The organism is Ruegeria sp. YTSA064, assembly GCF_059610325.1.
This window is the reverse complement of the sequence record NZ_JBXWNK010000002.1, coordinates 102,733-123,836: the sequence shown is the minus strand read 5'-3', so window position 1 is coordinate 123,836 and position 21,104 is coordinate 102,733. Positions and strand designations below refer to the sequence as shown.

20 protein-coding genes are annotated in these 21,104 nt (G+C 57.3%); 14 read left to right on the top strand and 6 right to left on the bottom strand.

The window, feature by feature from the left end:
- Position 1 precedes the first annotated feature (1 nt).
- From AC2FI7_RS03145 to dusB, 6 genes are all read right to left on the bottom strand, one after another.
- Complete coding sequence (locus AC2FI7_RS03145; RefSeq protein WP_496833242.1) at positions 2–589, bottom strand: helix-turn-helix domain-containing protein; 588 nt, start codon at positions 587–589, stop codon at positions 2–4.
- Between the two features lie 9 nt (positions 590–598).
- A complete protein-coding gene (gene ntrX / locus AC2FI7_RS03140; RefSeq protein ID WP_319544682.1) occupies positions 599–2,008 on the bottom strand; it encodes a nitrogen assimilation response regulator NtrX in 1,410 nt (469 codons plus the stop codon).
- Positions 2,005–4,230, bottom strand: coding sequence for a sensor histidine kinase NtrY-like (locus AC2FI7_RS03135; protein WP_010440347.1), 2,226 nt, complete (start codon positions 4,228–4,230; stop codon positions 2,005–2,007). The genes ntrX and AC2FI7_RS03135 overlap by 4 nt, the downstream gene beginning before the upstream one ends.
- Positions 4,231–4,392: 162 nt before the next feature.
- Entirely contained in the window at positions 4,393–5,760 is a 1,368-nt protein-coding gene (locus AC2FI7_RS03130) for a response regulator (protein ID WP_010440348.1), read from the bottom strand.
- The gene (locus tag AC2FI7_RS03125; protein WP_010440349.1) at positions 5,760–6,839 is read right to left on the bottom strand and encodes a two-component system sensor histidine kinase NtrB; all 1,080 of its coding nucleotides are present in this window, start codon (positions 6,837–6,839) and stop codon (positions 5,760–5,762) included. The genes AC2FI7_RS03130 and AC2FI7_RS03125 overlap by 1 nt, the downstream gene beginning before the upstream one ends.
- Complete coding sequence (dusB, locus tag AC2FI7_RS03120; protein WP_037321038.1) at positions 6,836–7,819, bottom strand: tRNA dihydrouridine synthase DusB; 984 nt, start codon at positions 7,817–7,819, stop codon at positions 6,836–6,838. Before dusB ends, AC2FI7_RS03125 begins: the two co-directional genes overlap by 4 nt.
- A 178-nt stretch (positions 7,820–7,997) precedes the next feature.
- On the opposite strand from dusB, the gene AC2FI7_RS03115 reads away from it, so the two are divergent.
- From AC2FI7_RS03115 to radA, 14 genes are all read left to right on the top strand, one after another.
- The gene (locus AC2FI7_RS03115; RefSeq protein ID WP_029621840.1) at positions 7,998–9,128 is read left to right on the top strand and encodes a bifunctional 2-C-methyl-D-erythritol 4-phosphate cytidylyltransferase/2-C-methyl-D-erythritol 2,4-cyclodiphosphate synthase; all 1,131 of its coding nucleotides are present in this window, start codon (positions 7,998–8,000) and stop codon (positions 9,126–9,128) included.
- Complete coding sequence (locus AC2FI7_RS03110) at positions 9,125–9,622, top strand: phosphatidylglycerophosphatase A family protein (protein ID WP_010440352.1); 498 nt, start codon at positions 9,125–9,127, stop codon at positions 9,620–9,622. Before AC2FI7_RS03115 ends, AC2FI7_RS03110 begins: the two co-directional genes overlap by 4 nt.
- Positions 9,619–10,086, top strand: coding sequence for a CinA family protein (locus AC2FI7_RS03105; protein ID WP_010440353.1), 468 nt, complete (start codon positions 9,619–9,621; stop codon positions 10,084–10,086). Before AC2FI7_RS03110 ends, AC2FI7_RS03105 begins: the two co-directional genes overlap by 4 nt.
- 208 nt (positions 10,087–10,294) lie before the next feature.
- Complete coding sequence (locus AC2FI7_RS03100) at positions 10,295–11,476, top strand: ammonium transporter (protein ID WP_010440354.1); 1,182 nt, start codon at positions 10,295–10,297, stop codon at positions 11,474–11,476.
- A gap of 140 nt (positions 11,477–11,616) precedes the next feature.
- Positions 11,617–12,294 (top strand): orotate phosphoribosyltransferase, encoded by a 678-nt coding sequence (locus AC2FI7_RS03095; protein WP_010440355.1) that lies wholly within the window; start codon positions 11,617–11,619, stop codon positions 12,292–12,294.
- Positions 12,295–12,493: 199 nt separating this feature from the next.
- Positions 12,494–13,984 (top strand): replicative DNA helicase, encoded by a 1,491-nt coding sequence (locus AC2FI7_RS03090; protein WP_010440356.1) that lies wholly within the window; start codon positions 12,494–12,496, stop codon positions 13,982–13,984.
- A gap of 166 nt (positions 13,985–14,150) precedes the next feature.
- Positions 14,151–15,089 carry an isopenicillin N synthase family dioxygenase gene (locus tag AC2FI7_RS03085; RefSeq protein ID WP_496815206.1) on the top strand — a complete coding sequence of 313 codons (939 nt, stop codon included), beginning with the start codon at positions 14,151–14,153 and terminating at the stop codon, positions 15,087–15,089.
- 48 nt (positions 15,090–15,137) lie between these two features.
- Positions 15,138–16,172 (top strand): alanine racemase, encoded by a 1,035-nt coding sequence (gene alr / locus AC2FI7_RS03080; RefSeq protein WP_480902849.1) that lies wholly within the window; start codon positions 15,138–15,140, stop codon positions 16,170–16,172.
- Positions 16,169–16,951 (top strand): MlaE family ABC transporter permease, encoded by a 783-nt coding sequence (locus tag AC2FI7_RS03075; protein ID WP_170470691.1) that lies wholly within the window; start codon positions 16,169–16,171, stop codon positions 16,949–16,951. Before alr ends, AC2FI7_RS03075 begins: the two co-directional genes overlap by 4 nt.
- Positions 16,948–17,694 carry an ABC transporter ATP-binding protein gene (locus AC2FI7_RS03070; protein ID WP_496815203.1) on the top strand — a complete coding sequence of 249 codons (747 nt, stop codon included), beginning with the start codon at positions 16,948–16,950 and terminating at the stop codon, positions 17,692–17,694. Before AC2FI7_RS03075 ends, AC2FI7_RS03070 begins: the two co-directional genes overlap by 4 nt.
- 46 nt (positions 17,695–17,740) lie before the next feature.
- Positions 17,741–18,139: a hypothetical protein gene (locus AC2FI7_RS03065; RefSeq protein ID WP_010440361.1), complete on the top strand. Its 399-nt coding sequence runs from the start codon at positions 17,741–17,743 to the stop codon at positions 18,137–18,139.
- An 88-nt stretch (positions 18,140–18,227) separates the two neighbouring features.
- Complete coding sequence (locus tag AC2FI7_RS03060) at positions 18,228–18,677, top strand: paraquat-inducible protein A (RefSeq protein ID WP_010440362.1); 450 nt, start codon at positions 18,228–18,230, stop codon at positions 18,675–18,677.
- Between the two features lie 148 nt (positions 18,678–18,825).
- Positions 18,826–19,602, top strand: a complete 777-nt coding sequence (locus AC2FI7_RS03055) for a DNA repair protein (RefSeq protein WP_010440363.1) — start codon at positions 18,826–18,828, stop codon at positions 19,600–19,602.
- Between the two features lie 121 nt (positions 19,603–19,723).
- A complete protein-coding gene (radA, locus tag AC2FI7_RS03050) occupies positions 19,724–21,088 on the top strand; it encodes a DNA repair protein RadA (protein ID WP_010440365.1) in 1,365 nt (454 codons plus the stop codon).
- The last annotated feature ends 16 nt before the right edge of the window (positions 21,089–21,104 follow it).

Below are 21,104 nucleotides of genomic sequence, written 5' to 3'. Positions count from 1 at the left end.
ATTATGCGGCACCCTCTCGCCGACCGCTGACCAGACGAACCGGGGTGCCATCCGAAAGATACAATCGCTCCCAAACGATCCGTCCAGCGCTGATTCTGATTTGGTCATGCACGGCTTCCGAGGTCAGAAACGCCTTGGGCGCAGGCGAGTGCAAATCCCACCAACCATCGAGTTGCAGTTCCGCCTCGGCCTGTCGGATCTCATCCGTCGCAAATTGCCAGAGTGATACACCCAGCAACGCGTGCTGAGAGGTTTTCCAATCTCGTGCACGACTGGCCGAATAGGCAAGGCAAGTGTGTGTGGCTTCTTCAACAAGGTGTAGGCACTCGGACGAGTTTACCACCAGACGTTTAAGCGCGGAATCTTGTGCCTTTGCCGGACCAAGCGCCGCAAAAACAACCTGTTGAACATGAGCCGAAGGGGTTTGGCCACCATTTTCCCACCGAGAAATCGTGGCCTGATCAACCTCGATCAGATCAGCGAGGGTAGATTGCTTCAGGCCAACCACGCGGCGCAGCCGTTTCAGCCGCTTTCCAAAGGCTGGAAAACCAATGGAAACGGCTGTGGTCTTCGAGCAATCTGCGGTCATTGAAGCAAATCACTCTGCGGGTTCGGGCTCATCAATCTGCGCCACCCGCGCACCTGACTTGTTCGAAGTCACGACCCCCAAGGACTTGAGCTTGCGGTGCAAGGCGCTGCGCTCCATGCCGACGAAGCTGGCAGTGCGGCTGATGTTACCACCAAACCGATTGATCTGAGTCAGCAGATACTCACGCTCGAATGCTTCGCGGGCCTCGCGAAGCGGCAGCGTTGCCAGTGCACCGGACAGGACCACCCGTCCGGTTTCATCTGCCTTCTCTTCTTCATTGGGCAGTTCGCGTGCCTCAATCGGGCCGGTACTATCCCCAAGGATCAGTACCCGTTCGATCAGGTTCTTGAGCTGACGCACATTGCCGGGCCAGGTCATCGTTTGAAGCAGCGCGACGGCCTCATCGGAAAGTTCACGCACTGGCAGGCCCTGCGTGTCGTTGCACATCTCGATAAAATGCTGCGCCAAAACCGGTATGTCTTCGCGGCGCTCTTCCAGAGATGGAACTGAGATCGGTACAACGTTCAGACGATGATACAGTTCTTCGCGGAACCGCTCTGCTGCAATTTCCTGTTCCAGATCGCGGTTGGTCGAAGAAATGACGCGCAGATCAACCCTCACTTTGTCTGACCCGCCGACGCGCTGGAACTGCTGATCGACCAGCACGCGCAAGATTTTGGACTGCGTCCCCAGCGGCATATCAGCGACTTCGTCGAAATAGACGACCCCGCCATGGGCCTCTTCCAGCAGGCCTGACTCGACACCACGCTCCGAGGATTCACGGCCGAACAGAACCTCTTCGACCCTCTCAGGCTCGATCCCGGCGCAGTTTACCGTGACGAATGGTGCATTGGCGCGATTGGAATGGGCGTGGATATAACGTGCTGCGATCTCTTTGCCCGAGCCCGCAGGTCCGCTGAGCATGACCCGACCATTGGACTTGGTCACCTTATCCAACTGCCCCTGCATCGCCCGGAACGAAGCCGATCTGCCGATCATATCGGAGCAGCTGACTTCCTGCCGTTTCAACGAAGCATTCTCGCGGCGCAGGCGCGAAGTTTCCATCGCGCGGCGGATAACCACCATCAACTGATCAATATTAAAAGGCTTTTCGATAAAATCGTATGCCCCCTGCTTGATCGCCGCGACCGCAATCTCGATATTGCCATGCCCGGAAATGATCACCACCGGCACATCCGGGTTGTCGCGTTTCACCGCCTTCAGGATGTCGATCCCATCCATACGACTGTCTTTCAGCCAGATATCCAAGATCAACAGCCCCGGAGGTTCAGCGTTGATCGACGACATACACTCGTCCGAGTTTGCCGCCAGCCGTGTGGAATAGCCTTCGTCCTCTAGAATATCGGACACCAATTCGCGAATATCGCGTTCGTCATCTACGATCAGAATGTCGCTCATCTTTGGCCTGCTTTCAGTTTGTTTGTTTTAATCGCCTGTTTTTCCGGCGCATCTGTCGGGCCGCCTGAGGCCCCGGGAAGACGAATGACAGCCATCGCGCCGTAATGGTCCTGTCCGTCAAATGTGGGCGCATCTTCTAATGTCAGCGCTCCGCCATGTTCTTCGATTATCTTTTTGACGATAGGCAGGCCCAAGCCCGTGCCTTCGTCACGCGTGGTTACATAAGGTTCAAACAGCCGCGCCCGATCTTCTGGCAGGCCGATGCCGTTATCGGCAATGGTGATCTGCGTTCCCGCATCGTCATTGCTGACCGCCACCTTAATCTGAGGTTCAAGATTGTCCGGGGCGCCTTTTTCTTTCAGCGTTTCAATAGCCTCGCCCGCGTTCTTGATCAGGTTCGTCAAGGCCTGGCTCAACATGGTCGAATCCACATCCGCCAGAATAGGCTGTTCGGGCAGATCCGCGTCGATCTGAACATCGGGTTGGCCCGCCTGCTGCAACAACACCGCCTCACGCACCAGCGTCACAATGTTTTCTTCGCGCCGCTCCGGTTCGGGCATCCGCGCGAACTTCGAGAACTCATCGACGATCCGTCGCAGATCATTGGTCTGACGCACGATCACATCTGTCATCGATTCAAGGCTGCTGCAGTCCTCTTCATCCAGCTTGCGCGAAAACTTGCGTTTGATCCGCTCGGCGCTCAGCTGGATCGGGGTCAGAGGATTCTTGATCTCATGCGCAATGCGACGGGCCACATCGCCCCAAGCCGCCATACGCTGTGCACTGACCAAATCGGTCACATCGTCAAAGGCCACAACGTAGCCTTCCAAGCCGCCATCTTCACCACGACGCGTCGCCATGCGTACCAGCAAGTTCTCTAACTGACCCTTTCGAGTCACTTTCACTTCGCCCTGAACAGCCTCTTGCCCGCTGTCCTTGAGCGTCTCGAACAATGGCAGGAATTCGGGCACGGCTATGCCTATCGCAAGATGATGCTCACCGCCCGACCAACCCAACAGGCGCTCTGCGGACCGGTTCACAAAGGTTACGCACCCTTCGGAATCAACGCCCACTACCCCCGACGTCACCGAACTGAGCACCGAGTCGAACAACCTTCGGCGGCGTTCGATCTGGCGTGTATTCTCCAGCAAGGTATCGCGCTGCCCCTTCAACTGGCGAGTCATCTGATTGAAGTATCGGCCCAGCATCGCGATTTCATCATCGCTGGCCTCCTCGATGACCTGAACGCTTAGATCACCTGCACCGACCCGTTGCGCAGCCGTTGTCAATCGCCCTACGGGACGTGAAAGGCGCTCGGCAAACCACATGCCGAGTGACATAGCCGCCAAAATCAGGATCACCGCGAAGCCCAGATACAGAAGACCGAACTCGAACAGTACCCGACCACGCTCACTTTCGAGCTGACTGTAAAACTGTGCAGTCTCTTTGGTCTCATCCAGTAGCGTCAAAAGCTGTCCGTCAACCTCGCGGCTGACATATAAATATCGGTCCAGATAGGCCTGCAATGGTACAAGCGCGCGGAACTCGCTGTTCTCCCAATCTGCAATAATCGCCACACCCTGATCATTGGCCTCAATCATCTCTTCGGGCGTCGGTGCCTCGTAGTCGAACAGGTAGGATCGATCACCACGCGACCGAATTTCAGCACTGCCATCAATCACATAGGCCTCACGCAAACCGCGTTGAATCTGGGACTGCCCCTGCGCCAGAACCTCACGCAATTCGGCATCTGAGATGTAGTAATCTAGTGATCGCGCGTTATCGAGAAATCGCGCCAGAACGATCGCGTCCTGCGTCAGCCCTTCGCGGTGCTCTTGTTCGTAGGCTTCGGCGGCCGTAAGAGATGACCCAACAACCTGCCGAACCCGATCCGAGAACCAGCCTTCAAGGCCGATATTCACCGTGAGCCCTGCAAAAATTGCAACCGTAACTGTCGGCACCAGAGCCAGCAGCGTAAACGCGCCGATCAAGCGCAGGTGAAGCCGTGAACCCGCTGATTTCGCACGTCGGGCAGCGATCAAACTGAACAACTGCCCCAGCACCAACGCTGCGACGACCAGCACATAAACCAGATCGGCCAGCAGAATCAGCCTAAGCGTCGGCGCAGCCGCACCTAGATCAAAGGGACCAATGACCAGATAAGTTGCCAGCGTCAGAATGGGGCCCAACACGACCAGACCCAAGGTACTGAAATTGCGCATCCTCCGGGACTTGCGCCACCGGTTGATCGATAGGATCGGCCCGTTCTGTGCCCGGGTTGCCACCGTCTGCCCTCATTCTGATGTGCCGCTTGCACGGCTTACCGCCATATGTCGTGGTCGTTCCCGGGGTCGAACCCGAATGCCACGGTTTGTGTGGCGATATTACATCAGTTTGCGGCGGCGTGTCACCTGAATATCGAGGTCGGTAATCTTTTTCCGCAACGTATTTCGGTTAATCCCCAGAAGATCAGCACATTTTGCTTGATTTCCACCGGTCGCATCCAGCGCAATTTCGATCAGAGGCGCTTCGACTTCACGCAAAATACGCTGATAGAGCCCGGGCGGTGGTAGGATATTCCCGTGCAAATCGAAGTAACGCCGCAGGTGACGCCCCACCGAAGCAGACAGTTTTTCACGCTCGCCATCCCCCAGAACCGGCTCAGCCTCAGGCTGACTGCCCAAAACCATCTCAACTTCGGTGCGCGAGATTTCTTCTGCACGGCTTGTCAGGCTGAGACGACGGATGGCATTTTCCAGCTGCCGGACATTCCCAGGCCAGGAATATCGGCGCACAAGTTCCACAGCTTCAGGGCTGAGGCGGCGTTTCGTCCCGCTTTCGCGCTCTTCCCTCGCAAGGAAATGGTCGGTGAGCAACGTGATATCATCAACGCGTTCTCGCAGAGCAGGAACATGTACCGTCGCACCGCAGAGACGATAATAAAGGTCCTGCCGCACGCGGCCACTCTCCATGGCGTCAGTCAGGTCAGATTGGCTGGTGGCCATGAAACGCGGCACATGATCGCCCGGAGTGTCCATCATGCGCACGATCCGGGCCTGTATCTCGTCATCGATATCGGCGATCTCATCGATCAACAGCGTGCCGCCCCGCACGCGCGCCATGACTCGTGCCGGACCTTCCAGATCACTTAGATCAGCGGCAGTCGCGGTGACAAACGGCAGAGTTCGACGGTCTGAAAAATCGTGAATAGCGCGCGCAATCAATGATTTACCTGTACCACTTTCACCCGATATCATCACTGACAGATCGGTGTTCATCACCCGCGCCACGAGACGATAGAGCGCTTGCATAACTGGGGTGCGCCCAACAAGCGGCAACTCGTCTGGACGATCTTCGCTGGCTTCGACAGGCTCAGCCTGAGCATGCTGTTTCTGATCAAGCGCCCGTGCGGTCCGCTTCATCAGATCAGGCAAATCGAAGGGCTTGGGCAGATAGTCATAGGCATCCGCCTCGGCAGCCTGAATGGCCGTCATGATGGTGTTCTGGGCCGAGATCACGATGACCGGCAATCCAGGACGATCCTGTGCGATCTTTGGCAACATCTCGAGCCCGTTTCCATCCGGCATCACTACATCCGATATCACCACGTCGCCCTTGCCTTCGGCCACCCAGCGCATGAGCGTGGTCAGCGAAGATGTGGCATGCACCTTGCACCCCGCCCGCGTGAGGGCCTGTGTTAGAACCGTGCGAATCGTACGGTCGTCATCGGCAACCAGAACTGTGCCATCCATCAGATGCTCTCCTTGTCGTTTGTGCCCTGCGGTGCGCGCCGCAGAGACAGACGGAATACCGTGCGCCCGGGCGCCGATTCCGCTGATATCCATCCGTCGTGGTCGGATATGATCTTGCTAACCAGCGCCAGCCCCAGGCCGGTTCCGTTTTCTTTACCCGAAACAAACGGATCGAAAATCTCGCCCTGAATTTTCTCCGGCAATCCGGGACCGTCATCGATGATCTCGATTTGCAAAGGCAGCGAGTGACCGGAACCATCACTGCGACGCAGCCGGAACGAATGTTCGAAATAGGTGCGAAGCCGGATTATGCCACTGCCATCAGCAGCCTCAGAGGCGTTCTTGAGCAGATTCAAAATCACCTGCAAAAACTGGTCCGGATCTCCGTATGCCAGTGGCAAAGATGGATCGTAATCCTCAACAATGGTCATATGAGCGCCAAACCCCAGCAGCGCCGATCTGCGCGCGCGGTCCAAAACGTCGTGTATGTTGACTGGCTTGAAATCAGGCTGAGACAAGTTTCCGAACTGTTCCACCTGCTCCAGTAGCTTCACAATACGACGACTTTCCTCGACAATAAGATCTGTCAATTCAAGGTCTTGCTGTGAGATATTCATGCTGAGCAACTGTGCCGCACCGGTGATCCCGGCCAGAGGGTTCTTGATTTCATGCGCCAGCATCTCGGCCATGCCAATGGCCGATTGCGCCGCCGACTTCACGGTATTGCCTCGGGTCATCCGCCCAGACAATTCACGTGGTGAGATGATCATAATCATGGATCCGGGATGCCCCATTAATGGCGCGATCTGCAGGGCACATTGCAGCGGCGCGCGATTACCCGAGCCCACATCCACATCGTTCACGAACAGGGGCGTGCTCTGCTGACGGGCGCGTATGAAAGCCTCTTCCAAGGGCGCATCGACTGCGATCTGATCCCAGACTGGATGCCCGATTACAGCTTTGCGCGAAGCGTTCAGGAACCCCTCACCCGAAGAATTGACATCCGATATGCGGTCGTCAGGATCGATGATAAAGGCCGGAACCGGCAGCGAGGTCCAGATGCTCTGATCCGAGGTCATGCCGCCACCTCTGCCGAGCTGTTCAAAGCATCGCCCAGTAGCTGCAGAACTTCATCCGGATCGCGTGATGTCAGTACTGCGCGCCGTAAGGTGGCAGGCGTCCGGGCCTCATCCATGTACCATCCCAAATGCTTGCGTGCGACGCGCAAGCCCAGCTCAGTACCGTAGAATGAGAGCATCGCCTGATAGTGGGCGCGCACCATCTCGATCAGGTCGGCTCCCACCGGAATGTCCGGAGCTGCAGCTCCATATAGATCGTGACAGATCTGCGCCAGCAGCCATGGCTTACCCTGCGCGCCCCGGCCCACCATCACGCCATCCGCACCAGACTGCACCAGCGCGGTTTGCGCGGCCTCCGTATCAATAATATCCCCATTTGCGACGACCGGGATCGAGACCGCCTCTTTCACCGCCCGGATCGCCTGCCAATCTGCCCGACCTTTGTAGAACTGACAGCGCGTACGCCCATGGATGGTGACCATCCGGATGCCAGCATCCTGCGCCCGTCGCGCCACATCCGGCGCGTTCAGCAATTTGTCATCCCACCCCAGGCGCGTCTTCAACGTGACCGGTACGTCCACGGCATCCACCACGGCCTCTATCAGCGTCAACGCGTGATCCGGCGTCTTCAGCAGGGCTGAACCGGAATAGCCGTTGGTCACCTTCTTTGCTGGACATCCCATGTTGATGTCGATCACTCGGGCGCCCCGGTCGACGACCTGCCGGGCAGCCTCGGCCATCCAGTGCGCCTCGCGACCGGCCAATTGCACCGCCGTGTTCTCAACATCCGCCGACAGTTCTGCCCGTTCACGGACGCCTGGTTTGGCCTGCACCATCTCTTGGCTGGCAACCATTTCGCTGACCACCATGCCTGCACCGAAGCGCATCACAAGATCCCGAAAAGGCCGGTCGGTGATTCCGGCCATAGGAGCCAGCAGCACCGGCGGGGTCAGGTCCTTCTCAGCAAGACGCAGGGTCAATGTGCTTAATCCTTGAGCAGTTGCGCTTTTAATATCGAAATTGCAGCATATGAACAACAAATCGACGGCATTCAAGCCCGCTAAATCATCAGTTGCTTAATTTTTAGGCAGATTGACGTGGGTGATTGCCTCTGCATTCACCGCCCCCTAAACAATGCCCAATCAGGAGAACCCGCAGATGACCACAGCCGCCATCATCGTCGCCGCCGGGCGCGGCCAGCGCGCCGGAGGCGGAGTGCCTAAACAGTGGCGCGCTTTGGGTGGGCAGCGCGTGGCAGATTGGACCATTGATCGCTTCAAAGGGCTCGTCGATCATATCGTTCTTGTTCTGGCGGAAGACGATACATCTGCCTGGGAAGAATTCTCTGCAACAGACCTGATTCTTGCACCAGGTGGCAGCGACCGGGCCGGATCTGTGCATAGCGGCTTGCAGGCGTTGGAAGCACACAGCGTCGAAAAGGTCTTGATCCACGATGTCGCTCGTCCCTGTGTCAGCGCGAGGGTAATCCGGGATGTGCTGGCTGCGCTCGATGCACATCCTGCAGCGGCTCCGGGTTTGGCCGTCACTGACGCACTCTGGACCGCAGATGGATCGGTGGTGACAGGAACACAGGATCGGTCTGCTCTTTACGCCGCGCAGACGCCGCAGGGGTTTCACTATGGCGCGATCACAGCCGCCCACGCCTACCATCCCGGAGGCGCGGCAGATGACGTCGAAGTTGCACGTGCTGCCGGGATTGATGTGACGATCATTCCAGGCGACGCGGATAACCTGAAAATAACCCGGCCCGAAGATTTCGAACGGGCGGAACGCATAATGGGTATGAACATGGATGTAAGGCTGGGCAACGGCTACGACGTGCACCGATTTGGAGGCGGAGATCACGTGATCCTGTGCGGTGTGAAAGTGCCGCACACACGCGGACTTCAAGGTCACTCGGACGCCGATGTGGGAATGCATGCGGTGACCGACGCGATCTATGGTGCACTGGCGAAAGGCGATATCGGGCAACACTTCCCACCCTCCGACCCGCAGTGGAAGGGTGCGGCCAGTGAGATTTTCCTGCGCCACGCCGTCGAGCTTGCCGGGCAGATGGGTTATGCGATCTCGAATGTCGATTGCACGCTGGTCTGCGAATATCCCAAGATCGGCCCTCATGCCGACGCGATGCGTGCCGAGATGGCGCAGATCATGGGCCTGCGGACCGACCAGGTCTCGATCAAGGCCACCACATCCGAGCGGCTGGGCTTTACCGGTCGCAGCGAGGGGATTGCGTCGCTTGCGACTGCCTGTCTGGTGAAGTCATGATCGCGGCGCGCTTGATCGGAACCGTCGGCGGCGTCGGCTATCTGCGCCCTGCCCCCGGAACCTGGGGATCACTGGCCGCATTGCCACTGGCATGGGTTCTGCACACACTGGGCGGCTTTCCCCTACTGGTCATCGCGACGTTGGCAGCATTCTTCGGCGGCCTCTGGGCTACGCGTGTGATGACGGCAGGACAGGATGATCACGACCCGTCCGAGATCGTCATTGATGAAGTCGCAGGTCAGTTCATCGCAATCTGGGCGATCTCCTACCCGTCATGGGCCCATGGGATCGATATCACGGCGCTCTGGCCTGGCTGGGTCGCAGGCTTCCTGCTGTTCCGACTGTTCGACATCACCAAACCCGGCCCCATCGGTTGGGCCGACCGGCGCGGTGATCCGATGGGTGTCATGCTGGACGACGTGATCGCGGGCATCTTTGCAGCCGTCGGCGTCGTGATCCTTGCTGGCATCGCGCATGGGGTGATGGGCCTATGACCGTGATCGACCTGTTGAACCGCGCCAAGGCGCAGGGTGTGATGATCGCAACGGCCGAAAGCTGCACCGGCGGCATGGTCGCCGCCGCACTGACTGACATCCCAGGCAGCTCAGACGTGGTCGAGCGCGGCTTTGTCACCTACACCAACACCGCCAAACAAGAAATGCTTGGCGTACACGTCGACACGCTTGAAGCCCATGGTGCCGTCTCGGAAGAGGTTGCACAGGAAATGGCCGAAGGTGCGCTGCACAACTCACAGGCGCAACTGGCAGTCTCGATCACCGGCATTGCGGGCCCCGGCGGGTCCGAGCACAAACCCGAAGGCCGTGTTTGCTTTGGTTTGGCAGCAGATGGCCAACCGACCCGCACCGAGACTGTTGAATTCGGTGCTCTGGGGCGTGAAAACGTGCGCAAAGCCGCTCGCGATCATGCATTACTTATGCTGCTGAGCAGCGTTTCGTAGTCTGCCCAAATTTAGGGCAAATACGCCCGATAGGCGCAAAATTGATCACCAGTTGAAAAAAAGCCGCCTAAACGGGCGGCTTTTTGTATTGCTGCCTCTTTTTTCCCCACCTCAGCTCGGCTTCAACCCGCTCCACACCACTCACGCGGTGTCGGAGGTAGATGTGGTTTGTCTATCCGACGCCCCAATAGGGAAAGGAGAGCGGCCCATGAACGGAGCCGATACAGCGTGGATCATTGTGGCAACAGCACTGGTCCTGTTCATGACATTGCCGGGTCTTGCCCTGTTCTATGGTGGGCTTGTACGTGCCCGAAATGTACTCAGCGTTTTCATGCACTGCTTCTCGATTGCTTGTTTGATGAGCATTCTTTGGCTAGTCGCAGGGTATTCGATCGCCTTTGGACCGGGTGAAAGCGGCCTCTGGGGCGGTCTTGGCAAAGCCTTCCTGAACGGAGTGGACGCCGATAGCCTTGCGGGAACCTTACCCGAGATCCTGTTCTTTGCCTTCCAGATGACCTTTGCCATCATCACCCCTGCCCTGATCATCGGCGCATATGTGGAGCGTGTTGGCTTTGGCTTTGTTCTCACCTTTTCGGCGCTGTGGATGTTGCTGTGCTATGCGCCCGTTGTCCATTGGATCTGGGGCGGCGGCATGCTGGCGGATGGAGGAATTCTTGGCGAGATCGGCGTGCGCGACTTTGCGGGTGGCATTGTCGTCCACGAAACTGCCGGCCTGGCCGCGCTGATCATCGCAGTTATCCTCGGACCGCGACGCAATCGCACGACACCTCCACATAACCCCGGCTATGTCATGGTGGGTGCTGCAATGCTGTGGGTCGGTTGGTTCGGTTTCAATGGCGGCTCACAACTGGCTGCCGACGGCGGCGCGGCGATGGCCATGACTGTCACCCATCTGTCTGCCGCAACAGCGTCGCTGACATGGGCGTTGTGGGAACGCATCCGTTTTGGCAAAGCCTCGATGGTCGGCCTTGTAACTGGCACCATTGCTGGTCTGGCGTCGATCACCCCGGCCTCGGGTTTTGTGGGTCCGGTTCAGGCTCTGATCATAGGAGCAGTCGCAGGTATCCTGTGTCAGGAGGCCGTCAATGTGATCCGTAACAAGCTGAACATCGACGACACGCTGGACGTTTTCGCCGTTCACGGTGTCGGGGGTATCTTTGGTACTCTGATGATTGCGCTTTTCGGTCTGGGAACTTGGACTGCGCAACTGGGCGGCTTGGTCATCGTAGGTGCCTTTACGGCAGTTGTCACGATTGTGTTGGTCAAGGTGGTTGCACTCATCACCCCGCTTCGCGTAGACGCCGAGACTGAAACAAACGGGCTCGACCTCTCGGTACATGGGGAACGCGCCTACGATATGAGCAGCTAAGCCCACCTTGGCGCTCTGCCGCCCGTAAGGGCAAAGCGGACCTCTTGGGGGTCCGCTTTTCTTTTGGTCAGCCCCCTCGACTCTGGGCCAGAGGTCGGGCTATCAGCCAGCGACACCCTTCCAGCCCAGAGGTTTGCGCCATGATCCCCAGTTCTTTCCCCGACAGCACCGAAATCGCCCGCCTGACTGCGCGGATGCTGCTGGAGATCAAGGCGGTTCATTTCAACTCGCGCGAGCCCTTCACGCTGGCATCCGGCCTGCCCAGCCCGACCTATATCGACTGCCGCAAGCTAATCTCCTACCCGCGCATCCGCTCAACCCTGATGGACTTCCTGACTGTCACAGTGATGCGCGACGCAGGGTTCGAGGCATTCGACAACATTGCAGGCGGTGAAACTGCGGGTATCCCGTTTGCCGCCATGGTTGCGGAACGCATGGCGCTACCGATGACCTATGTGCGCAAGAAACCCAAAGGCTATGGCCGCAATGCCCGTATCGAGGGCGCGATGACCGAGGGCGAACGTGTGCTGCTGGTTGAGGATTTGACCACCGATGGCGGCTCGAAACTGTCCTTTGTCGATGCGATCCGTGAGACGGGTGCGACCTGCGGCCATACAGCAGTAATCTTCTACTATGGCATTTTCCCTGAAACCGAGAAGACACTGGGCGATCATGGCGTAAAGCTGCACAGCCTTTGCACCTGGTGGGATGTGCTGGCAGAGGCTAAGGTGCAGAAAGCGTTCGACAATGAGACGCTGGACGGGGTCGAGGCCTTCCTCAACGACCCACGTGTATGGCAGGAAACCCACAAAAGCTAACGCAACGGCATCTGTGTGCGCCTTGGAAACAATGATCGCACAATGCGATCCAATCGCACAATATGTTGACGAACAACCTCATCATCCTTCAATATGATGGGGTCTGGAGATATGCACAGCCTATCCCCAAAAACATACAATTTGCCCCGACTCACGGGGCTCGGCTATGGAACATGCCCAAGGGGCATAGAGAGCAGCAATGAACGAGATCAGCAGTATCGAGCAGGCAGCCGCACAGATTCAGAATCCGGAAACAATGCCGCACTCCATCGAGGCCGAGCAGCAGCTTCTGGGTGCGATTCTGACGAACAACGATCTGTATGATCGCGTCGCATCGATTATTGGGGCTGAGCATTTCTTTGATCCGGTTCATGCGCGCATTTATGAGGTCGCCTCGACACGCATCGCCAAGAACGCGTTAGCCTCACCCGTGACGCTAAAATCTTTCATGGCGGAAGATGAGGGTCTGAAAGAACTGGGTGGTCCGGCCTATCTGGTGAAACTGGCTGGCGCTTCAATCAGTGCCTTTGCGGTGCATGACTACGCCCAGATGATCTATGACCTTGCCATCCGACGCGAATTAATCCGCCTGGGCCGGGACATTTCGGACAAGGCAGCGCGGGTCGATGTGGCCAGTGAACCCAAGGAACAAATCGTCGAGGCCGAACAACAGCTCTATCAGTTATCCGAGCAGGGCCAGACCGAACAAGGATTTCAATCCTTCCTTAAGGCGGTCACAGAAGCCGTCAACGTCACCAACGAGGCGTACCAGCGCGGTGGCGGTATGGCGGGGATTTCCACCGGTCTGGCCGATCTCGACAAGCAATTGGGCGGGTTGCACCCATCCGACCTGATTATTTTGGCCGGGCGTCCGTCGATGGGTAAAACCTCATTGGCGACCAACGTCGCGTTCAACGTGGCCAAGGCTTACAAGCGCGGGCAGAAACCCGATGGCAGCGAAGGCGCAGTTGACGGCGGTGTCGTCGGGTTCTTCTCGTTGGAGATGAGCGCCGAGCAACTCGCGGGACGTGTACTGGCCGAAGCCTCAGAGATTTCTTCGCACAAGATCCGCCAAGGCGACATGACAGAATCCGAGTTCCGTCGCTTTGTGGATGCGGCCAAGGAACTAGAAGCCTGCCCGCTGTTCATTGACGACACCCCCGCCCTCCCGATCTCTCAGCTTGCAGCACGTGCGCGGAGGTTAAAGCGTACGCATGGGCTGGATTTGCTGGTCATCGACTATTTGCAGCTTTGCCGAGGCATGTCTGATAACCGGGTCAACGAGATTGCCGAGATTTCGATGGGCATGAAAGCCATCGCCAAGGAACTGAACATCCCGGTCATTGCCCTGTCACAGCTCAGCCGTCAGGTGGAAAACCGAGACGACAAGCGCCCACAACTGTCAGACCTTCGGGAATCGGGATCGATCGAACAGGACGCTGACGTGGTCATGTTTGTATTCCGCGAGGAATACTACAAAGAACGCGAAAAGCCCGGCGATCACGAGTTGGAAAAGATGGAAGAGTGGAAGCAGGCCATGGAACGCCTGCATGGCAAGGCCGAAGTCATCGTCGGCAAGCAACGCCACGGCCCCATCGGCACGGTAGAGCTTTCGTTTGAAGCCCAGTTCACCCGCTTCGGAAATCTGATAAAACCTTGGCAGCAGGAAGGTCAGATCGATGGATATTGACGTTTACCAAATCTCAATGAACTAATCCTGCCATGCGGTATTCTCTTCAACCTTTGCCACGTCGCGTCATACTCGCACGCCACTACGGACATCGGCGCAAACGCTTTGCGGGATAGATCGGGGGCACGCTTCGCCCCTGAAACCGTCCCAACAAAGCGAGAGAGAAATGACAGAATTCACAGAAGTCCCGGTCGTGCGACTGGGTAAACGATCTGACGAGGAAATCGCCGACGATTTCCGCGTTGCCTACGGAACAACCGGCTTTGGATATATTGTTGATCACGGTATCGACCAATCCCTGATTCAAGCTGTTTTCGAAGCCTCCTGGCAATTTCACGCATTGCCATTGGCCGAAAAACAAGCAATCGCGGTCGATACAACCCATCGCGGCTATATTGCCATCAATACGTCGACTGATGTGAACTCCTCCCTCGCTGATGTCACCAAACCAAATCAATCCGCCAGTTTCATGATGATGCGCGAGGACGCATCCGTTGACCCGAATATCTATCTCTCTGGCCCCAATCGCTGGCCAGAATTGCCGCAGTTCCGTGAAACACTTGAGACCTATTTCGAGGTCATGTCCGGATTGGGCCGCCGACTGATGAGGATTGCACTTTTGGCGTGCGGGGCCACTGATTTCTCGATCCTATCGGCCTTTGACGAGCCTACTATCTGGTTGCGCCTTCTGCACTATCCACCGCAGCCCAAGGCCAGTCCGGACGACCTGTTCGGTTCTGCGCCGCATACGGATTTCGGATGTCTGACCTTGCTGGCCCAAGATCAGGTCGGCGGATTGCAGGTTCAGACACCAGCGGGAAACTGGGTCGATGTTCCGACAAACCCGGATGCGTTTGTCGTGAATGTGGGCGACATGTTGCACCGCATGAGCAACGGTCAGCTCATGTCAACACCTCACCGCGTTATCAATCGCTCAGGGCGTGAACGATACAGCGTTCCCTTCTTCTTTGATCCGCATGTGAATACAATCGTTCAACCTCTACCTGGCACTGGTCATCCCAGGTACAACCCCCTGATATTCGGAAATTTCCTGCGTTCTGAGCTAGAAGCAGCTTATGAGGCGCACAAACCAAGCAAAAATTAGATCAATCCCCCCCTTGACGTCGGCCGCACAATGACATGAACAGCTTTTATGAGTACCGCACATCTTACGATTAATCTGCACGCACTGACACATAACTGGCGTGCGCTCGACGCAAAAACCAACGTCGAAACCGGGGCTGTCGTAAAGGCCGACGCCTACGGATTGGGTGCCGAACCCGTCGCTTGGGCTTTGGCCGAAGAAGGGGTGCGCAAGTTTTTTGTCGCTGTCGCCGAAGAAGGTGCGGTCGTACGTGAGGCGGTTGGCCCCGGCCCACTTGTCGCGGTCTTTTCAGGCCATATGGAGGGCGACGCTGATCTGTTGCGCAATCATGCTCTGACACCTCTGCTCAACTCCCCCGAACAGTTCAAACGCCATCGAGAGGCCCTGCCCGACCACCGCTTCGGCATTCAACTTGACAGTGGAATGAACCGTCTGGGACTTGAGCCTGCTGATTGGGCAGAACTGCGCCATGAGGCCCTTGCGCTGAATCCGCTAGTGGTTATGTCTCATCTGGCTTGCGGGGATGAACCGGAACATCCGATGAATCAGCAGCAGTTGCGGACTTTCAAACAAATGACTGATGGGGTGGATGCACCGCGTTCGCTTGCAGCCACCGGTGGCACATTGATGGGACCCGAATTTCACTTTGAATTCTGTCGTCCGGGGATCGGCTTGTATGGCGGGCTGCCCTTTGCCGGGGCCAAACCGGTTGTGACCGTCGATCTGCCCATCATCCAAGTGCGCGATGTCTCCGTCGGCGAAACCGTAGGCTACGGAAACAGTTGGACCGCGCGCCGGCCGTCCAAGATCGCAACCGTGGCGGCAGGTTATGCCGATGGGCTGCATCGTGCCATTGGCGGCGGCATTGACGCATTCGCTGGTGATCAGCCCTGCCCGGTGGTAGGACGTATCTCGATGGACCTGATCACCGTGGATGTTACCGACTTGCCATACACTCCTGAACGCCTGCGTATCCTGAACGGGCACCAAACCGTCGATGATCTGGCCGAAGCCGCCGGAACCATCGGTTATGAGATACTGACTTCACTCGGCAGCCGCTATTCCCGAGGCTACGTGGAATGAGCCCCATCTCATTGCTGGGTGAGCTGGGACGCGCCATACTGAACATGCTGGCCGCGTTTGGCCGCGTCGCGCTGTTCGCGCTCGACGCGGTTTCGCATATTTTCCGACCACCGTTTTATCCACGCGAGTTCGGCATCGCCTTGCTGAATATCGGCTGGCTGTCCCTACCCGTGGTCGGTCTGACCGCCATCTTCACTGGCGGCGCACTCGCGCTGCAGATCTACGCCGGTGGCGCGCGTTTCAATGCCGAAGCTGTGGTGCCCCAGATCGTCGCCATCGGCATGGTGCGCGAACTTGGCCCGGTTCTGGTCGGCCTGATGATCGCGGCCCGCGTGACGTCTTCGATCGCCGCCGAGATTGCGACGATGAAAGTGACCGAGCAGATTGATGCTTTGGTCACGCTCTCCACCCACCCGATGAAATACCTCACCGCCCCGCGCGTGCTGGCCGCCCTGATCACGGTTCCAGCGCTGGTCGGGGTCGGAGATATCATCGGCATTGCAGGCGGTTACACTGTCGCCACGCAAAATCTGGGCTTCAACCCGGCGGCCTATCTGAAAAACACTGTCGATTTCCTTGAACTACGCGACATTGTCTCGTCGCTGGTCAAAGGCGCGGCCTTCGGCGTGATCGCCGCCATCATGGGCTGCTACTACGGCATGTCCTCGGGCCGCGGCGCGCAGGGCGTGGGCCGCGCCACCAAAGGCTCGGTCGAGGCCGCCGCCGTCCTTATCCTCGCCGCCAATTTTGTCCTCACAGGGGTGTTCTTCTCGCTATGATCCGGATGGAGAACGTACATAAAGCCTTTGACGACAACCACGTCTTACAAGGCATGAACCTTGAGATTCCCAAGGCTACCTCAATGGTTATCATCGGTGGTTCGGGCACCGGTAAATCCGTGGCGCTGAAATGCATCCTTGGCCTGATAAAGCCTGACAGCGGCATGATCTATGTCGACGGCAAAGACGCCACCAAAGGCGACCGCGACGCGTTTCTGGCCCGTTTCGGGATGCTGTTCCAGGGGGCCGCGTTGTTTGACTCGCTGCCCGTCTGGCAAAATGTCGCCTTCCGCCTACTGCGCGGATCGCTGAAACGCCCGGCCGAGGAAGCGCGCGAGATCGCCATCGAGAAACTGCGCCGCGTCGGCCTGAAAGCCAACGTCGCCGACCGGCTGCCTGCCGAGCTGTCGGGCGGCATGCAAAAACGCGTCGGTCTTGCCCGCGCCATCGCCGCCGAACCCGAGATTATTTTCTTCGACGAGCCCACCACCGGGTTGGATCCGATCATGTCCGGCGTCATCAACGACCTGATCCGCGAAATCGTCACCGAGATGGGCGCCACCGCGATGACCATCACCCACGACATGAGCTCGGTTCGCGCGATTGCCGACAACGTCGCCATGCTGCACGGAGGCGTGATCCAATGGACCGGACCGGTCGGCCAGATGGACGCTTCGGGTGATCCCTATGTGGAGCAGTTTATCAGCGGGAGCGCTGAGGGGCCGATTGAGGCGGTTCGATGAAGGCTTCACTGCACAGGGTATTGTGACGTCGAGGTAAGTTGCAAAGATGCTTATCTTAATTGCAATACTATTGTTTTTGCCAACTACAGCCGCATGGATCTCTGTCTCACTTGGTCACAAAATCAAAGAGACCACCGGTCATAAGGAAGTCGGTCAGATTTTGATCTGGGCACCCATTCTTTGCTGCGCTTGGATAACACTTTCAATAATTGTGCTCTTTAACATCTCTAGCTTCCCTGAAAGCGTTAAGTTGCCGATGTTAAAAGGAGAATGGCTGGAAGTTGTAGTGAATGCACCGGTCATCCTTAGCGCCGTTGCAACAATTGGTGCAGCTATATTCGCAATAACCAAACGGCTCTACTCCGTTCATGCCGCTATGACCGTTATTTTTTGTATTCCGGTTATACGGATGTTTTTTAGGTATTCTTCAGAGTTTTTTGGATGATTCATTCTTCAGCTATCTTGTTTGCGTTTGTTGGGCAGCAAGCCGAAATTCCGCTTGGAATTCTGACATCTTTGACCAATCTAAGCATATGCTCCGCTTCGCCACTCTATCCCTCCTGATCCTCTACCCCATCGCGTGGTTCGCCCCGCTGATGCGTGCAGGCCTGCTCCCGATCTTCGGACTCAGCGAAATAAGCGTCATCACCGGGCTCCAGTCCTTGTGGAAATCCGACATCTTCCTCGCGCTGATCGTCACAATCTTCGCCCTCTTCGCGCCCTACATCAAAACCATCGGCACTGCGCTTGTCCAATGGGATATGTTGGACCCACGGGTCCAACCCGCGCTCAACATCCTGGGCAAATTGGCGATGGCCGATATCTTCCTCATCGCGCTCTACATCACGTTGGCCAAAGGCATCTCATACGCGACCATCGAAACAGCCTGGGGTCTCTACCTGTTCACCGGCTGCATTCTCGCTTCGCTTGCCTTGGGCCACATTACAGAGATGACATCCGGATCACGAAAACCTCAGACCTAATTGATTGAAAACAGATTTCTGAGTATCATCTTTATATTTCGAGCAGTAAATTTTGTAGTTTTCGGGTCCGTAGCGGATCACTTTACGTCTGTTTAACCTTCCGCTTCGGCCCGGTTTTTGTACCGGTTGAAGAAGGAGAACGACGATCATGGCCGCCCTCCACACAATAACATTACAATTTCAGAATGCATTATTAAGACTAACCTTTTTCCTGATCTGCGCCGCAGCATTATTCGCGGTGACCACCACCATTTTATCCGCGTTTGGCATCCTCCCCTGGCTCTCGTTGCAGGCCGGTCTCAGCACCGGTGCAACGATTGAAGCAGGTCTATATGTTCAGGCCGGATTGACCGCCCTGATCCTGATGCTGGTCTTCTATCTGCCATCAAACGCGCGCATGATGGCGCTTGAAAACACCCATCGTAAGTTCACGATGAACATGCAGGACGTGGCCAAGGCCTATCAGGTCGCCCATGCCGCCGACCGCAGCGGCGCCTTTGCACTGTCTTCTGAATTCGACGCTGTGAAAGAGCGTATGGCCTTTCTGCGCGATCACCCCGATCTGCAATCGCTTGAACCGCAGGTTTTGGAACTGGCCGCTCAGATGAGCCAGATCAGCCAGGAGCTTGCAGATACCTATTCCGAGGCAAAGGTCTTGCGCGCCCGAACCTTCCTGCAGCAAAGGCAGGAAGAGATCGAGCAGTTTCAGCATCGCATAGAAGAGGCCCAGATTATCCAACACGAACTGCGCCAATGGACCCGAGATATCGAGATCGAAGAATCCATCGCCAAATCCCAACTGGCGCGGCTAAGGGACGAGTTGTTCGACCTGCTGCCCGAACTCTCGGTACAACTGCAATCGCCTAACGACGATAAATCCCCCGCCAGCGTGGTTGCCATGACCCCGCCGCGGGCTGCGGAATAGGCGCGATCAGCGCCTGTCGCGAACGATGGTCCGCAGGGCCTGAGGACGCGCCACGCTATCGGCGGTGAGGAAAGCCCGCGAGGGCTTGAAGAACCGTCCTTCCTCGGGCACGAAGGGCGACATGGCAAAGACACAATCCTTCACCTGCTCCGCCTGCGGTGCCTCACATACAAGATGGTCCGGACGCTGCGACGCATGCGGCGAATGGAACACTATCATTCAGGAAGCGCCCCTCTCCGCTGGACCGGCCAAGAAATCGCTGGGCGGCAAGCGTGGCCAGTCGATCACGCTCTCCGATCTTTCAACCGAGGAGACACCCCCGCCCCGCACCTTGTGTGGAGTTGAAGAACTCGATCGTGTCCTCGGTGGCGGCCTCGTCCCCGCCTCGGCCCTATTGGTGGGGGGCGATCCCGGCATAGGCAAATCAACCCTGCTGCTGCAGGCTGCCGCGCGCTTCGCGCGCAACGGTATCAAAACAATCTATGTCTCAGGTGAAGAGGCCAGCGCGCAGGTCAGGATGCGTGCACGTCGGTTGGGTTTGGAAGAATCTCCCGTTCAACTGGCAGCCGAAACCAATTTGCGGGATATCCTCACTACGCTAGAGGCCGAAAAACCCGGCCTCGCCATCATCGACTCGATCCAGACCATGTGGGCAGACAATGTAGACAGCGCACCAGGCTCAGTTTCGCAGGTTCGTGCCGCCGCGCATGAACTGACCACTTTTGCCAAACGCCACGGCGTTTCGATCATCATGGTCGGCCATGTCACCAAAGAAGGCCAGATCGCAGGTCCGCGTGTGGTCGAACATATGGTCGACACAGTGCTCTATTTCGAAGGCGAACGCGGCCATCAATTTCGTATTCTGCGCGCGGTAAAGAACCGCTTTGGCCCTGCAGATGAGATTGGCGTTTTTGAGATGACCGGCAAGGGCTTGGCGCAGGTCACCAACCCCTCGGCCCTCTTCCTTTCCGAACGCGGTACACCGAGCCCCGGGTCAGCGGTCTTCGCAGGCATCGAAGGTACCCGCCCCGTGCTGGTCGAGTTGCAGGCGCTGGTTGCTCCATCACCTCATTCGCAGCCTCGCCGTACCGTTGTGGGCTGGGATAGCGGACGTCTTGCGATGATCCTTGCGGTGCTCGAGGCCCGCTGCGGCATCCCCTTTGCTGGGCTTGATGTCTATCTAAACGTCGCTGGAGGACTAAAAGTCAGCGAACCTGCCGCAGACCTCGCAGTGGCAGCTGCGCTGCTAAGTGCCCGTGAAGATACTGCCCTACCTGCCGATACAGTCGTTTTCGGAGAAATCTCGCTATCTGGGGCACTTAGACCGGCCCCTCAGACAGAAAACAGGTTGAAAGAAGCGCAAAAACTTGGTTTCACAGCGGCAATTGCTCCGGCAGGTGGCAAAACTGGCACTGTGGCAGGTCTGACACTCACCCGACCCTCTGATTTGGTGGGGTTTGTTGGCGAAACGTTCGGAGCAGGTTAAAGTCGCGCCTTGAGAG